This window comes from Rhodococcus sp. NPDC003383 (assembly GCF_053589115.1).
In genome coordinates, this window is record NZ_JBSFRG010000001.1 from 42735 (window position 1) to 58238 (window position 15504).

Here is a 15504-nt window from a genome sequence, read left to right on the forward strand (position 1 = left end):
ACATGGAAATCGATGCGGCCGGCGCCGCGCAGAACACGCCTCTCGAACGAGTGGCCCGGGTGGGTCAGGCGACCAGCGGCGTCGTCCACGCGCTGATCGGATACATCGTCGTGCGGCTCGCCATGGGCGAGTCCGGTGCCGCCGACCAGTCCGGTGCGCTGGCCACGATGGCCGCGGCGCCCGGGGGCACCGCCGTCCTGTGGGTCACCGCGGTGACGCTCGCGGCCCTCGCATTGTGGCGGCTGACCGAAGCGTTGATGGGTAAACGGTCCGACCTCGAGGAACCGTCGACGCTGGACCGGTTCAAGTCCGCGGGAGTCGCGATCGCGTATGCGGCGCTCGCGTTCACCGCCCTGCAGTTCGCGCTGGGAAGCGGACGGTCCAGCAGCGAGCAGAGCGTCGGGCTGAGCGCCCGGCTGATGCAATCCGGCGCCGGCAAGACGGTGCTCGTCGTCGCCGGGCTCATTGCCGTGGGGATCGGCGGATACCACGTGTACAAGGGCGTGAGCCGGAACTTCCTCGACGACCTGCACCGTCCGGTGCCGGGCGTCGCGACGGTGCTCGGCGTCGTCGGTTACACCGCGAAGGGACTGGCGATCGCAGGCGCGGGAATCCTGGTCATCATCGCGACCTTCACGTCCGACCCGGCCAAGGCGACCGGGCTGGACGGTGCCCTGAAGACGCTGGGCACCGCCCCGTTCGGACAGGTCCTTCTGTGGGCGGCCGGACTGGGCATCGTCGTCTACGGTGCCTACTGCTTCGTCCTGGCGCGCTACGGAAGGATGTGACCGGACCGGACCGTCACAACTCGACCGGACCGGTCAGTCGCGACCGCGGAATCCGCCGCCGCGGCTGCCGTGGCCGTGACCGCCACGGTCGCCGCGGTGCGAGAAGCCGCCGCGATCCTTGTCGCGGTCCTTGAAGTCACGGTCCTTGAAGTCGCCGCGGTCCTTGTAGCCACGGGGCTTGTCGCCGTAGTCCTTGCGGCCGCCGCGCTCGCCCCAGTCCTTCTTGCCGCCGTACTCGCGGCGCTCACCGCCGCGACGCTCACCGCGGTCGTCACGGGCCCGGTACGAGCCCGGCCGTCCCGACGGGGCGCCGGTATCGGGCTGCAACTGGATGAGGACACCGGAGATCCGGGTCGCGCGCAGCGCCTCGAGGGTCTGCGCCGACAGGTCCTTGGGCAGCTCGACGAGGCTGTGATCGGCCCGGATGCTGATGTGCCCGAAGTCGCTGCGACGCAGGCCGCCCTCGTTGGCGATGGCACCGACGATCGCGCCGGGCTGCACCCGGTGCCGCTTGCCGACGGCGATCCGGTAGGTGATCAGTTCCTGGCCGTCACGGCCGACGCGGGAGGCTCCGTCGTCGTCGAACCGGCGCGGCGGACGCGGCTCGCGCTCGCGCTCGCGGCGCGGCGGGGCGATCGGCTCGGGCTCGGACTCCATGAGGAAGGACTCGCCGTCGCGCGAGAGCACGGCGAGCGCGGCCGCGATGTCGGCGAGCGGAACGTCGTGCTCCCGCTCGTAGTCCTCGATGAACGTGCGGAACAACTGCAGGTGATCCGACGCGAGCGCCTCGGTGATCCCGTCGTTGAACTTGGCGACCCGCTGCGCGTTCACGTCCTCGACGGTGGGCAGCTGGATCTCGGCGAGCGGCTGCCGCGTGGCCCGCTCGATGGACTTGAGCAGGTGCCGCTCGCGGGGAGCGACGAACAGCAGCGCGTCGCCGCTGCGGCCGGCGCGGCCGGTGCGGCCGATCCGGTGAACGTACGACTCGGTGTCGTGCGGGATGTCGTAGTTCACGACGTGGCTGATGCGGTCGACGTCGAGGCCGCGCGCGGCGACGTCGGTCGCGACGAGGATGTCGAGGGCACCGCTCTTGAGCTGGCCGATCGTGCGCTCACGCTGGGCCTGCACGATGTCGCCGTTGATCGCGGCGGCGGAGAAGCCGCGGGCACGCAGCCGCTCGGCGAGGTCCTCGGTGGCCTGCTTGGTGCGGACGAAGATGATCATCGCCTCGAACGACTCGACCTCGAGGATGCGGGTCAGTGCGTCGAGCTTGCGCTGGTGCGAGACCAGCACCCAGCGCTGGGAGATGTTGGAGGAGGTCGTGGTCTTCGACTTGACCGTGATCTCTTCGGGGTCGTTGAGGTACTGCTTCGACAGGCGGCGGATCGCGCCGGGCATGGTCGCCGAGAACAGGGCGACCTGCTTGGTGTCGGGGGTGTCGGCGAGGATGCGCTCGACGTCCTCCTGGAAGCCCATCGTGAGCATCTCGTCGGCCTCGTCGAGGACGAGGAATTCCAGCTCCGAGATGTCGAGGGTGCCCTTGGAAAGGTGATCGATCACACGTCCGGGGGTGCCGACGATGACCTGGGCGCCGCGACGCAGTCCGGACAGCTGCACGCCGTACGCCTGGCCACCGTAGATGGGCAGCACGTGCAGCCCGGGGATGTGCGCCGAATACTTGCCGAAAGCCTCTGCGACCTGCAGCGCAAGCTCACGGGTGGGCGCCAGGATCAGCGCCTGGGGCCGCTTCTTCGCGGTGTCGATGCGGGAGAGGATCGGCACCGCGAACGCGGCGGTCTTGCCGGTGCCGGTCTGAGCGAGACCGACGACGTCCCGTCCCTCCAGCAGTGGTGGGATGGTCGCCGCCTGGATCGGCGACGGGGACTCGTAGCCCACGTCCGAAAGCGCTTGCAGCACACGGGCATCGATGTCGAGATCGGCGAACGTGGGGGTGGCGTTTTCGGCGTCGGGGTCTTGCACAATATCACTCATTTGACCTGCAGTTTATCGGATGAGCGTGGGAGAGCCCGCATCGTCGGTGCCACAGCTGCCCCGGTGACCTGGGTCCCACCGCCTGCGTACTCCCGGTATGTGCGTTGGCACACTGGACGGGTTCTCGTTGCGTAACCGAAAGGACGACCCGGTGTCGGAGCCCGTCAACATCCCCACCCATTGGTACAACATCGTCGGTGACCTGCCCGTCGCTCCGCCGCCGCACCTGCACCCCGGCACCAAGGAACCGATCACCGCGGACGACCTCGCGCCGCTGTTCGCGAAGGGCCTGATCGAGCAGGAACTGTCCACCGAGACGGACATCGAGATCCCCGAGCCGGTCCGGGAGGTGTACCGCAACTACCGCACCACCCCGCTGATCAGGGCGCACGCGTTCGAGAAGGCTCTCGGCACCCCGGCCCACATCTACGTCAAGTACGAGGGCGTGAGCCCGGTCGGCAGCCACAAGGTCAACTCCGCGGTCGCGCAGGCGTACTACAACTCGATCGACGGCGTCACCCGGCTCACCACCGAGACCGGCGCCGGCCAGTGGGGGTCGGCCCTGTCCTTCGCGTGCGCGAAGTTCGGCATCGGACTCGAGGTCTGGCAGGTGCGCGCGTCGTACGACTCCAAGCCGTACCGCCGGTTCCTCATCGAGACGTACGGCGGCACCGTGCACGCGAGCCCGTCCGAGCTCACCGACGCCGGACGTCAGGTCCTGGCCGACCACCCGGACACCCCGGGATCCCTCGGCATCGCCGTGTCGGAGGCCGTCGAGGTCGCGGTGAAGGACCCGGCTGCCCGCTACACCCTCGGCAGCGTGCTCAACCACGTCGTGCTGCACCAGACGGTGATCGGCCTCGAGGCCGTCGCACAGCTCCGCGCGGCCGGTGAGGAGAACGCCGACGTCGTGTTCGGTTGCGCGGGCGGTGGCTCGAACCTCGCCGGTCTGGCGTTCCCGTTCATCCGCGAGGTGCTGCACGAGCGCGCCTCGACGCGGATCGTGGCCGTCGAACCGGCCGCGTGCCCGTCCATCACGCAGGGCGAGTACCGCTACGACCACGGCGACATCGCGGGCCTGACGCCGCTCCTGAAGATGCACACCCTCGGTCAGGACTTCATCCCCGACCCGATCCACGCCGGCGGCCTGCGCTACCACGGCATGGCGCCGCTGCTCAGCCACACCGTCGAGCTCGGGTACGTCGAGGGCAAGGCCGTCCCCCAGACCGAGGCGTTCGCCGCGGCAGTGCAGTTCGCGCGCACCGAGGGCATCGTGCCGGCACCCGAGTCGGCGCACGCGATCGCCGCGGCCGCCGAGTACGCGAAGGGCCTGACCGAACCCGAGGTCATCGTGATCGGACTGTCCGGGCACGGACAGCTCGACCTGCCCGCTTACCACTCGTACCTGTCGGGCGAGCTGGTCTAGAAGGCGGGTCGGCTACAGCCGCAGACGAGGGAGACGGCCGCGCGATGCCGCCGGTTGCGCGCGGCTGTCTTTCGGGTCCGCGGATGGGGACGACAGGGCTGTCGACCGGGTCATACTGGAGTCGTGCGCTATGCCGGCCGTGAGGAAGCCGGGCGGCGACTCGCCCGCTCGGTCGGGCACCTGCGCGACGCGAAACCGGTGATCCTGGCCCTGCCGCGCGGCGGGATCCCTGTCGCGCGGGAGGTGGCCCGGGAACTCGACGCTCCGCTCGACGTGCTCGTCGTCCGGAAACTCGGCGTGCCCTGGCAACCCGAACTCGCGATGGGCGCGATCGCCGAGGGCGGCGCCCGCATCCTCAACGAGGAAGTCCTGCGCCGCGGCCGGATCGGCGAGGACTCCCTGGCCCGGGTGGAATACCGCGAACGCGCCGAACTGGAGCGGCGGGCCCGCCTGCTGCGCGGCGACCGCGCCCGCATCCCGATCGCGGGCCGCACGGTCGTGCTCGTCGACGACGGCCTGGCCACCGGAGCAACGGCTGCAGCGGCATGCCTGGCCGCCCGCGCCGAAGGTGCCGAGCGGGTCGTCGTGGCGATTCCCGTCGCCTCTCCGGAGGCGGTTCGACGGATACGGACGGTCGCGGACGAGGTGGTCTGCCCGGAGCAGCCGACCGATCAGGACAGTGTCGGTGCGGCCTACGAAGATTTTCACCAATTGACCGATTCGGAAGCGACCGAGCTGCTGAAACCCCAGTGACCTGCATCATTGGCTACCGACGAGTAACCTGCGGTACCCGAAGTAACACAAATCACTCCTCCATGACCGGCGAAAACAGTGCATAACGGACAGCTCGACAGGTGCAAAACGCCCTAACCTGTGATGCAATGCACATCCCAAGGTAAAACGATGGAGGGGTCAGCAGTGAGTGAGATTTCCGTGCCGCAGTCGTTCTCGATTCCCGAGGACGCATCGATGGCGGATTCCGTCTTCCGGCACGAAAAGGAGTCGCCCGACTTCGTGCCGTTCGAGCGACTGGTCGACGGCGCGTGGACCAAGGTCACCGCGAAGGAGTTCGCCGCGCAGGTCCGCGCCGTCGCCAAGGGCCTGATCGCCTCCGGGATCGAGCTCGGCGACCGCGTCGCAATCCTGTCGTCGACCCGCTACGAGTGGGTTCTCCTCGACTACGCGATCTGGACGGCCGGGGGGGCCACCGTCGCGATCTACGAGACGTCGTCCGCCGACCAGTCCCAGTGGATCCTCGAGGACTCCGGTACGTCGCTGCTCATCGTCGAGAACGACGAGCTCGCCGCGGTCGTCAAGGAGGTCGCCGAGGGGGCGCCGACCGTCCGCGAGGTCCTGCGCATCGCCCCCGGCGACGGCGCCAAGGGTGCGGTCGAGGAACTGATCGCCCGCGGCACCGCGATCACCGACGAGCAGGTCGAGGAGCGCCGCAAGTCGGTCACCGCCGAGTCCGCGGCCACGCTCATCTACACCTCCGGCACCACGGGCCGCCCGAAGGGCGTGCAGCTCAAGCATCGCAACCTGTACGCCGAGTCCGCCGCCGCGGCGCTCCAGCTGCCGGACGCGATGGTCGCGGGCAACCGCACCCTCCTGTTCCTGCCGCTCGCGCACGTGTTCGCCCGGCTCATCTCGTTCGCGGCGTTCGACAGCAAGGTCACCGTCGCGCACACCTCGGACCTGACCACGCTGCTCGACCAGTTCGCCGTGTTCAAGCCGAACTTCATCCTCTCGGTGCCCCGCGTGTTCGAGAAGGTGTACAACTCCGCGAAGCAGAAGGCCTACGACGGCGGCAAGGGCAAGATCTTCGAGAAGGCCTCCGACACCGCCATCGAATACAGCCAGGCGCTCGAGACCGGCGGTCCGGGTCTCGGACTCAAGCTCAAGCACGCCCTGTTCGACAAGCTCGTCTACGGCAAGCTGCGCGCCGCGCTCGGCGGCCAGGCCACGTCCGCGGTGTCCGGCGGTGCCGCGCTCGGTGCCCGCCTCGGCCACTTCTTCCGCGGCGTCGGCATCAACGTCCTCGAAGGCTACGGCCTGACCGAGACCACCGGCGGCATCATCATGAACACGCCGGGCAACCAGAAGGTGGGCACTGTCGGCCGCCCGTTCAACGGCCACGCCGCGAAGATCGCCGAGGACGGCGAGCTGCTGCTCAAGGGCCCCGTCGTGTTCGAGGGCTACTGGCAGAACGAGCAGGCCACCAAGGACGCGATCGTCGACGGCTGGTTCCACACCGGCGACATCGGCACCATCGACGCCGACGGCTTCATCTCGATCACCGGCCGCAAGAAGGAACTCATCGTCACCGCGGGCGGCAAGAACGTCGCCCCGGCCGTCCTCGAGGACTCGCTGCGGGCACATCCGCTGATCAGCCAGGTCATAGTCGTCGGCGACGGCAAGCCGTTCATCGGTGCGCTCATCACCCTCGATCCCGAGTCGCTCCCCGGCTGGAAGGAACGCAACAACGTTCCGGCCGACGCCACCGTGGCCGACCTGATCAAGAACCCGGATCTGATCGCCGAGATCGATGCCGCGGTCGCCGAGACCAACAAGAAGGTCTCCAAGGCCGAGGCGATCAAGAAGTACCGCATCCTCGACGTGGACTTCAGCGTCGAATCCGGTGAGCTGACCCCGACGCTCAAGCTCAAGCGCAACATCATCCACGAGGTGCACGGCGCCGAGATCGCCGCGATCTACGGCTGATCGCCCTCGTCCGGTTGTGAGCGGATGTGCCTCCCCTCCGCGGGGAGGCACATCCGCTCATCGGCGTTCCGGACCCGTCACCGCGAGCACGAACTCCGCGACGTCGCGTGTCACCGTGCGGTGCACCGGCTCGTGCAGCAGATCGTGCCCGGCGTCCGGGTACTCGCGCAGCTCGAGCCCCGGCACGGTCGCGGCCCAGTCGCGGACCGGGTCGATCGGAGCGAGCCGGTCGTCGACGCCGTGCACAGCCAGCACCGGCAGACCCGCGGACCTCAGGACCTCCGCGGTCGCGGGAACGGTCGCGGTGCGCGGCGTCCCGCACAGCACCACACCGCGGAACCGGGACGCCTCGGTGCGCAGCAGCGCCAGGACCGTCGCGGCACCCAGCGAATGTCCCATCACCACCAGGGGCAGTTCGTCCTGCTCGGCGAGGCCGGTGATCTCGGCGAGATCGGCCGCGTGCGCGGCGACGTCTCCCGGCTCCCCCGGCTGTCCCTCCGACAGTCCGTGACCGGCCAGGTCGAGGCCCCACAGCCCGATGCGGTCGGCGGCCAGGCCGGCGGCGAACCGGTGGTAATGACCGCTGTGCTGACCCATCCCGTGCGCGAAGACGACGGCGGCGTCCGCCGCGTCGGTGTTCCAGGATCGGTAGTGGAGGCGGCCCGTGGCCCCGGCGATGAACGGCATTGCCTCATTCTCGGTCCTGCCCCTCGTGCGTGTTTTCGGTAGCCCCCGCTACCGGAAACGCGCACGGGCACGAGGGGTCACCAGCAGTGGCCCTCACCGCGGTAGGTCGGGACGGTGTGGCGTGAGCCGTCCTCGTCGACGAGGTGCAGGTGTGTGAACCGTTCGCACAGCTCGCCCGCCTTGGCGTGCCGGAACCAGACGCGACCGCCGATCGGGATGTCCGACGCGGCGCGCCCGGTGACCGGCGTCTGCACCTCCCCCGCCCCCTCGTTGCGCAGCAGCCGCAAGCCCACCGGATGCACCGGCTTCGGCACGCGCGACGCCCCGGCGGGCCCGGACGCGATGTAGCCGCCGCCGAACAGGGTGGTGACTGCCGGGGCCGGCTTGCGCACCGCGGGGAGCGCGAAGAACAGCGCGGGATGCGGCGTGAAGGCGCGGTAGCGGTCGAACAGGGTCGGCACGTACAACCCGGATCCGGCGGTCACCTCGGTGACAACCGGATCCGCGGAACTCACTTCGAGCGAGCCGGTGCCGCCGCTGTTGACGATCTCGAGGTCGCCGACCGTGGCCCGGACGGCGTCGACGACGATGCGGCGGCGGGTCGCGAGTTCCTGCGCCGACGCCCGCTTGACCAGCCGCACGGGCAGCGACGAATCGGGCAGGCCGGCGATCTGCGCCTCGTAGAACATGACCCCGACCACGGAGAATCCGGCGGTGGTCGCGCACCGCGCGAGTTGCGCGGCGTCGTCCGGACCGCGCAGCGGGGAGCGGCGCACTCCCAGGTGCACGGGTCCGATGCGCAGCGACGCGTCGATGTCGAGGCACACCCGCGGGCGCACCCGGCCGCTGCCGAACGCGTCGCGCGCGAGCCCGAGCTGGGCGGTGGAGTCGATCATCAGGGTGATCGCGTCGAGCGCCTCGGGTCGCGAGGCCAGTTCGGCGAGCGCACCGCGATCGACCGTCGGATAGCCGAGCAGTACGTCGCGGGCACCGCGCTCGACCAGCCACAGCGCTTCGCGCAGCGAATAGGCCATGATGCCCCGGAAGGTGCCGTTCGAACCGGTCAGGTCGGCACCCAGGACCTCCTCGAGGATCGCGCGGCAGCGGACCGATTTGCTCGCAACCCGCACAGGCGTACCGCCTGCGCGCCGGATCAGGTCGGCTGCGTTGCGGCGCACGGTGGCCAGGTCGGCGGCGGCGAAGGGCGGATCGAGGTCGGCGGTCGCGGTGTCGAGCCGATCGAGGGGCGAAGTCACGGCGGGTCCAATCGTCGAGGCAGGGACGGGCAAGCGTCGGGGAACAAGTCGAACACCGGAATGGACGCTTGTCCAGTTCCTTGCTCGCCGGACGGGGCGATCACCCCGAGCGGTGTTCGTTCAGGACTTCTCGGCCGCACGGGAGGCGATGATCCCGGCCATGTCGTCGAGTTCGGCGACGATGAAGTCGCCGTTGCGATCGACGAGCCAGCGCAGCACCAGGCCGTCGATCATCGCCAGCGCCATCCGGGCGATGTCCTCGATCGGTTCGGTCCACGTCGTCCCGGTGCGTTCGGCGCAGTCGGAGAGGAACCGGCACGCCTCGACGTCCATGATCCGGTACTGCTCGGCGGCGATCCGGCCGCCGGGCTCGGAGTCCGAGGCCCGCTGCCGCAGCGAATAGGTGGTGATCTCGTAGGTGAGGATCTGCCGGTTCGCGGTCGCCTCGATCATCGGCCACATCGCGTTGAGCCCCGCATACAGGAGTTGCCGGAGCCCGCGTATTCCCTGCGGATCCGGGCCGTCGTGCGGCAGGTCGAACGCGACGTGGAGAGTCTCGCTGAGCTGGCGGATGAGGGTTTCGCCCATCGCGACGACGAGCGCTTCCTTGCTTTCGAAGCAGTAGTGCACCACGCCGAGGGACACACCGGCGTTCTCCGCGACCGCCCGCACCGTGACCGCGCCGACTCCCCCGCGCTCCGCGAGATCGAGTGCGGATTCGATCAGCTGGGCGCGACGCTCGTCCGCGGGCATCCGGTTCAGCATTCCCCGATCGTAGAGGCTCGGGGCCGGCTCCGTGGCGAACGCGGCCAGCCCGCAACCCTTGACCTGGACGGTCGTCCAAGAGGACGATGTGGGTCATGGCTACCTGGCGCAACTGGGCGCGCACCGAGCACGCGACACCTCGCGCATTCGAGACCCCTGCAGGCGCCGAGGAGGTCGCGGCCATCGTCACCCGCGCCGCCGAACGCGGCGAGCGGGTCAAGGCGGTCGGCGCCGGGCATTCGTTCACCGGCGCGGCGGTCACCGACGGCGTCCTCGTCTCGCTCGACCGGATCGCCGGGATCGAGCGGGTCGAACCGACCGCGGCCGGTGCGCTCGTCACCGTCGGCACCGGCACCCGCCTGCACGATCTCAACCGCCTGCTGTGGTCGCACGGCCTGGCGCTGGCGAACCTCGGCGACATCGACGTGCAGTCGATCGCCGGTGCCCTCTCCACCGGAACCCACGGCACCGGAGCGGGATTCGGCGGCCTGGCCACCCAGGTGCGCGCGGCGACCATCGTGCTCGCGGACGGACGCGTCGTGCACTGCTCCCCCACCACCGAGCCGGAACTGTTCGAGGCGGCGCGCCTCGGTGTCGGTTCCGTCGGCATCCTCACCTCCCTGACGCTCGACTGCGTGCCCGCGTACCGGTTGCACGCGGCGGAGGGGCCCGCGACCCTCACCGAGACGCTCGCGACCCTCGACGAGGACCGGCTCGGCGTGGACCATTTCGAGTTCTACTGGTTCCCGCACACCGACCGTGTCCTGACCAAGCGCAACATCCGGCTCGAGGGAACCGAACCGACCGCGCCGATCGGCCGGATCCGCGGTCTCGTGGACGACGAACTGCTCTCCAACGGCCTGTTCGGCGCGCTGCAGTACGTCGGGGCGCAGGCGCCGGGCCTGATTCCCCGCATCAACAACCTCGCCGGCCGGGCCCTGTCGCCCCGCGAGTTCACCGACCGCAGCTACGCGGTGTTCGCGTCCCCGCGGCGCGTGCGGTTCCGGGAGATGGAGTACGCGATCCCGGTGGACGCACTCCCCGGCGTGCTCGCCGACATCGCCCGCGGCCTCGAACGCACCGGCCGGCAGGTCGCATTTCCGATCGAGGTGCGCTTCGCCGCCGCCGACGATGTGTGGCTGTCCACCGCGTACGGTCGCGACACCGCCTACGTCGCGGTGCACGAGTTCCACCGGCGCGACCACCGCGACTACTTCGCGACCGTCGAGAAGATCGTGCGCGACGTCGACGGCCGGCCGCACTGGGGCAAGCTCCACGAGCGGACCGCCGACGATCTGCGGCCCGCGTACCCGAAGTTCGACGACTTCCTCGCCGTGCGGCAGCGCGTCGACCCGGACGGCAGGTTCGCCAACCCGTACCTCGAGCGGGTGTTCGGCATCGAGGCGAACGCACTCAGGTGAAGGCGGCCTCGAGCGAATTGCGCACCAGCGTGTCGTGTTCGGCGTAGGTCAGGCCCAGCCCGGTGTGCAGTGCCGCGAAGTTGTCGTCGACGTAGCCGCCGAAATAGGCGGGGTCGTCGGAGTTGACGGTGACCAGCAGGCCCGCGTCGAGCATGCGGCGCAACGGGTGCTCCTCGATCGAATCCACCACGCCCAGGAGCACATTCGACAGCGGGCAGACGGTGAGCGGCACCTGCTCGTCGACGAGCCGCGCCACCAGTTCGGGATCTTCGAGTGACCGGATGCCGTGGTCGATGCGTTCGGCGCCGAGCAGATCCAGCGCCTGCCGGACGTAGTCCGGGGGTCCCTCCTCACCGGCGTGCGCGACGACGTGCAGACCTTCGGCGCGGGCACGAGCGAACACGTCCTCGAACAACGAGGGTGGATGGCCGACCTCGGCGGAGTCGAGGCCGAGACCGATGATCGGGGCGTGCAGCCGCAGCAGCTCACCGAACACCTCACCGGCCTCCTGCACGGGACGGTCCCGCACGATCGACGCGATCATCGCGGCATCGACCCCGAACTCGCGACCGCTGCCGGCGACGGCGTCTGCGAGCCCGTCGACGACCTCACGCAGCGGCACGCCGCGGCTGGTGTGGGCCTGCGGGTCGAAGAAGAACTCGGCGCGGGTCACGCCCGCGTCCGCCGCGCGCGCCAGGTACGCGCGGGTGAGATCGGCGAAGTCCTGCGCCGTACGCAGCACCTGCATGTTGGCGTAGTACAACTCCAGGAACGAACCGAGATCGGTGAACTCGTACCGCGAACGCAGATCGGCGATATCGCGATACGGCAGGGACACCTCGTTGCGCTCGGCCAACGCGAAGATCAGCTCGGGTTCGAGCGTGCCCTCGATGTGCACGTGCAGTTCGGCGCTCATGCGTTCGGCTCCTCCCGGACTCCCGGTACCGCGGTGCCCGCCCGTCACCGGACGGGCACCGCGGTGAGGTCAGCGCCCCTTCCAGACGGGGGCGCGCTTCTCGGCGAACGCCGTCGCACCCTCGCGGGCGTCCTCCGACACGAACACCGGACCGGCGATCTCCATCTGCTTCGCGAACGCCTCGTCGGACGACCAGTCCGCGGCGGCCGCGACGATCTGCTTGGTCACCGCGACCGCGAGCGGGCCGTTGGCGGTGATGCGCTCGGCGAGTGCGAGCGCACCGTCGAGCGCGCCACCCGGCTCGGTGAGCGTGTTGACGAACCCGAACCCGTACGCTTCCTCGGCGGTGAAGCTGTCGCCGGTCAGGGCGAGTTCGAGTGCCTTCTGGTACGGGATGCGCTTGGGCAGGCGCAGCAGACCGCCACCGGCGGCGACGAGTCCGCGCTTGACCTCGGGGATGCCGAACTTGGCGTCCCGGGCCGCGACGACCAGGTCGGTCGCCAGCACCAGTTCGGTGCCACCCGCGAGCGCGTAGCCCTCGACCGCGGAGATCAGCGGCTTGCGCGGCGGCTGCTCGGTGAAGCCCATTCCCCGGCCCGGGACCACGACGTTCTCGCCGGCCACGAACGCCTTGAGATCCATGCCGGCGCAGAAGTTTCCGCCGGCACCGGTGAGGACACCGACCGAGAGGTCGTCGTCGCCGTCGAGTTCGTCGATCGCTTCGGCCAGTCCGTGGCTCACGGCGGCGTTGACGGCGTTGCGGGCGTCGGGCCGGTTGATGGTGATGACCAGTACTCGACCACGGCGCTCGGACAAGACCACATCGGACATGTGCGTATACCTCCACTGAGCGGATCGGATGCGCCGACCCGGGTGTGGGTCGCGGCACATCAGGTGTATACCCGAGTCCGCGTCACATCACGAGACCCGTACCGCTAGCTGGGTGACGAACCCGCCTTCGTCGATCTCGACCTGGTCGCCGGTGCGGAACCAGCCGTCGCCGAACGTCTCGGCGGTGCCCTGCGGATCGTTCCAGTACCGGCGGGCCACACTCGGGCCGCGGCACAGCAGTTCACCCACGCCGCGTTCGGCATCGGGGCCGAGCAACGCGACCTCCATTCCGCCGAACGGAATCCCGATGCTGCGGGGATGCCGCTGCCGAGCCTCGATCGGCAGCACCAGTCCGATCCCGCCGGTCTCCGCGACCCCCCAGCCGCGCACGCAGCGGGCCGTCGGGAACGAGGCGCGCAGGTGGCGCCACGGCACCCGGATGCCGCGCGCCCCGGCCGCGACGACGGTGCCACCGACCGACAGGGTGGGCAGCAGTTGCACACCGCATCCGACGGCGGTGGACAGCGGCGCGGTGATCACGGTCCGCACGCCACCGACGCCGAGATCCATCGCGTGGACGACCGCTTCGATGGTGGACAGGATGTTCTCGTTGGTCAATTCGACACCGTGCAGTCCCCCGCCGAACTTGCGCACGTAGTAGAGCAGGGCCAGTTCCTCGGGCGAGGCACCCCCGTCGAGGAAGGCGACCCCGTCGGGCAGCTTTCCGTCGAGCATGACGATCGCGCCGCTGTCGGCGACGATCCACTCGAGTTCGGCGTCGCTGCACGTCGGATCCGGCAGGACCGGGACACCACCGGCCAGGACGACGCCGAGAAACGCGTGGAGCCAGTCGAATCCGTTCCGGTAGTGCACGACGACGCGGTCCGCCGGGCCGACACCCTGGTCCAGCAGACCGCCGGCGACGCGAGCGGCGGCAGCCCACAGTTCGCGGTAGGTGATGCCGCGACCGGCCCGGTCGACGGCGGCGGTGCGCTGCGCGAACCGCAAGGCGCTGCGGTCGAGGAGTTCGGCCAGGCACGGCTCGAGCCCCTCGTATCGGAAGACCCCCGCGTGCCGGGTGACGCGATCGTCGCGCAGCCATTCGGCACCACCGGAAAATTTGACCAACGCCGGCGACATCGCCACCTCCGATCGTCTGCGTGCCTCGCACTATATGGCGTGCATCACATTTCGGGGTGGGTTCGGTCGCCTCAACCGTGTGTGGCGTCCACAGTGTCCGATTCGGGGACCACCGGCTGCTTCACCTGAGTGTGCGGCCGCGCGAAGAACAGCGACGCGCCGAGTCCGACGAGGAGCACCGCTGCCGGCAGCCACATCGACTGGGCCATGGCCGTCGAGAACGGCTCGTGCAACTGCTCGGGCATCACGCCCGTGTTCATCTCGGGGCTGCCGCCTCCCCCGAGTCCCTCCGCGGCGAGCCGGGAGGTCATGAGCGCACCCATCGCGGCGCTGCCGAGCACCGCACCGATCTGCCGGTCGGTGTTGTACACACCGGAACCGGCACCGGCCTGCTGCGGCGCCAGGTGGTTCGTCGCGGTCGCCGACAGCGGCGACCAGATCCCGGTCATGGCGACACCCATCAGCGCCGACGGCAGCAGCAGCGACCACGTCGGCGAATCCGGTGTCATCACCGCCGACAGCCAGACCAGCGAGATCGCCAGCAACGCGAACCCGGTTCCCGCGATGTAGCGCGGATGCACCCGGTCGACGAGGCGGCCGACGAACGGCGCGAGAATGCCGGTGAACACCGCCATCGGCACCATCAGCAGCGCCGAACCGGTCGGGCTGAGGCCGCGCACCGCCTGTGCGTAGAACATCAGCGGCAGCGTCATCGCGGTGACGGTGAAACCGATCGCCACGATCCCGATGTTCGCGAGCGAGAAGTTGCGGTCGCGGAACAGCTCGAGCGGCACGAGCGGCTCACCGCGCATCCGCCCCTGGTACAGAACGAACACCACGAGCAGGACCACACCGGCCGCGATGCAGCCCCACACCTTCGCGGACCAGTCGTAGGAATTGCCCTCCTGGATGCCGAACACCAGCAGGAACATGCCCGCGCCGCTGAGCGCGACACCGGGCAGATCGAAGGTGTGCGAGTGCGTCTCCAGGTTCGGCACCAGCCGCACCGCCATCACGAACGCGAGGACGCCGACGGGGACGTTGACGAAGAAGATCCACTCCCAGCCCAGACCGTCGACCAGACCACCGCCGGCGAGCGGCCCGACGAGGCTCGCGACACCGGCCACGGCACCCCACATGCCCATCGCGGCGCCGCGCCGGTCCGGCGGGAAGATGCGGGTGATGATCGCCATCGTCTGCGGCGACATCAGTGCCGCACCGAGTCCCTGGAAGACCCGCGCCAGGATCAGGACCGCGATGGTGCCGGACAGACCGCACCACAACGACGCGGCGGTGAACAGCACCAGACCCGCCAGGTAGATGCGTTTGGGACCGAAGCGATCGCCGAGGCGGCCGGTGACGAGCAGCGGCACCGCGTACGCCAGCAGATACGCGCTCGTCACCCACACCACGGAGTTGATGTCCGCGTCGAGCTCTCGCATGATCACGGGGTTGGCGACGGCCACGATGGTGCCGTCGACCATGATCATGAAGAACCCGAGGCACAGCGCCCACAGCGCGGGCCATTCTCCGGATCTGGTGTTCACGAACGCTCCTTCCA

General features: G+C 69.7%; 13 protein-coding genes. 5 read left to right on the forward strand and 8 right to left on the reverse strand.

Annotation, left to right across the window (positions count from 1 at the left end; all coding sequences use genetic code 11):
* Window positions 1–2 precede the first annotated feature (2 nt).
* A complete protein-coding gene (locus ACWDTS_RS00150; RefSeq protein WP_450110057.1) occupies window positions 3–788 on the forward strand; it encodes a DUF1206 domain-containing protein in 786 nt (261 codons plus the stop codon).
* 33 nt (window positions 789–821) lie between these two features.
* Here ACWDTS_RS00150 and ACWDTS_RS00155 read toward each other — a convergent pair whose 3' ends face one another.
* Window positions 822–2780, reverse strand: coding sequence for a DEAD/DEAH box helicase (locus ACWDTS_RS00155; RefSeq protein ID WP_450110056.1), 1959 nt, complete (start codon window positions 2778–2780; stop codon window positions 822–824).
* 151 nt (window positions 2781–2931) lie between these two features.
* Here ACWDTS_RS00155 and ACWDTS_RS00160 point away from each other — a divergent pair, with 151 nt between their 5' ends.
* The 3 genes from ACWDTS_RS00160 to ACWDTS_RS00170 all read left to right on the forward strand — a co-directional run bounded on the left by ACWDTS_RS00160 (window position 2932) and on the right by ACWDTS_RS00170 (window position 6927).
* The gene (locus ACWDTS_RS00160) at window positions 2932–4206 is read left to right on the forward strand and encodes a TrpB-like pyridoxal phosphate-dependent enzyme (protein WP_197256062.1); all 1275 of its coding nucleotides are present in this window, start codon (window positions 2932–2934) and stop codon (window positions 4204–4206) included.
* Between the two features lie 123 nt (window positions 4207–4329).
* A complete protein-coding gene (locus ACWDTS_RS00165; protein ID WP_450110055.1) occupies window positions 4330–4959 on the forward strand; it encodes a phosphoribosyltransferase in 630 nt (209 codons plus the stop codon).
* Window positions 4960–5124: 165 nt separating this feature from the next.
* Window positions 5125–6927, forward strand: coding sequence for an AMP-dependent synthetase/ligase (locus tag ACWDTS_RS00170; RefSeq protein WP_450110054.1), 1803 nt, complete (start codon window positions 5125–5127; stop codon window positions 6925–6927).
* 57 nt (window positions 6928–6984) lie between these two features.
* Here the strand turns inward: ACWDTS_RS00170 and ACWDTS_RS00175 are convergent, their stop codons facing one another.
* From ACWDTS_RS00175 to ACWDTS_RS00185, 3 genes are all read right to left on the reverse strand, one after another.
* The gene (locus ACWDTS_RS00175; RefSeq protein WP_450110053.1) at window positions 6985–7614 is read right to left on the reverse strand and encodes an alpha/beta hydrolase; all 630 of its coding nucleotides are present in this window, start codon (window positions 7612–7614) and stop codon (window positions 6985–6987) included.
* A 77-nt stretch (window positions 7615–7691) separates the two neighbouring features.
* A complete protein-coding gene (locus ACWDTS_RS00180; protein ID WP_450117279.1) occupies window positions 7692–8870 on the reverse strand; it encodes an amino acid deaminase/aldolase in 1179 nt (392 codons plus the stop codon).
* A gap of 120 nt (window positions 8871–8990) precedes the next feature.
* A complete protein-coding gene (locus ACWDTS_RS00185) occupies window positions 8991–9635 on the reverse strand; it encodes a TetR/AcrR family transcriptional regulator (RefSeq protein WP_450110051.1) in 645 nt (214 codons plus the stop codon).
* A gap of 95 nt (window positions 9636–9730) precedes the next feature.
* On the opposite strand from ACWDTS_RS00185, the gene ACWDTS_RS00190 reads away from it, so the two are divergent.
* Complete coding sequence (locus ACWDTS_RS00190) at window positions 9731–11056, forward strand: D-arabinono-1,4-lactone oxidase (protein ID WP_450117280.1); 1326 nt, start codon at window positions 9731–9733, stop codon at window positions 11054–11056.
* On the opposite strand, the gene ACWDTS_RS00195 is transcribed toward ACWDTS_RS00190, so the two are convergent.
* The 4 genes from ACWDTS_RS00195 to ACWDTS_RS00210 form a co-directional block, all read right to left on the reverse strand.
* Window positions 11049–11972 carry an adenosine deaminase gene (locus tag ACWDTS_RS00195; RefSeq protein ID WP_450117281.1) on the reverse strand — a complete coding sequence of 308 codons (924 nt, stop codon included), beginning with the start codon at window positions 11970–11972 and terminating at the stop codon, window positions 11049–11051. The two genes, ACWDTS_RS00190 and ACWDTS_RS00195, sit on opposite strands and share 8 nt — an antisense overlap.
* A 69-nt stretch (window positions 11973–12041) precedes the next feature.
* Window positions 12042–12803 carry a crotonase/enoyl-CoA hydratase family protein gene (locus tag ACWDTS_RS00200; protein ID WP_450117282.1) on the reverse strand — a complete coding sequence of 254 codons (762 nt, stop codon included), beginning with the start codon at window positions 12801–12803 and terminating at the stop codon, window positions 12042–12044.
* Between the two features lie 87 nt (window positions 12804–12890).
* Window positions 12891–13943, reverse strand: a complete 1053-nt coding sequence (locus ACWDTS_RS00205; RefSeq protein ID WP_450110049.1) for a class I adenylate-forming enzyme family protein — start codon at window positions 13941–13943, stop codon at window positions 12891–12893.
* A 71-nt stretch (window positions 13944–14014) separates the two neighbouring features.
* Window positions 14015–15490, reverse strand: coding sequence for an MFS transporter (locus ACWDTS_RS00210; RefSeq protein WP_450117283.1), 1476 nt, complete (start codon window positions 15488–15490; stop codon window positions 14015–14017).
* Window positions 15491–15504 lie beyond the last annotated feature (14 nt).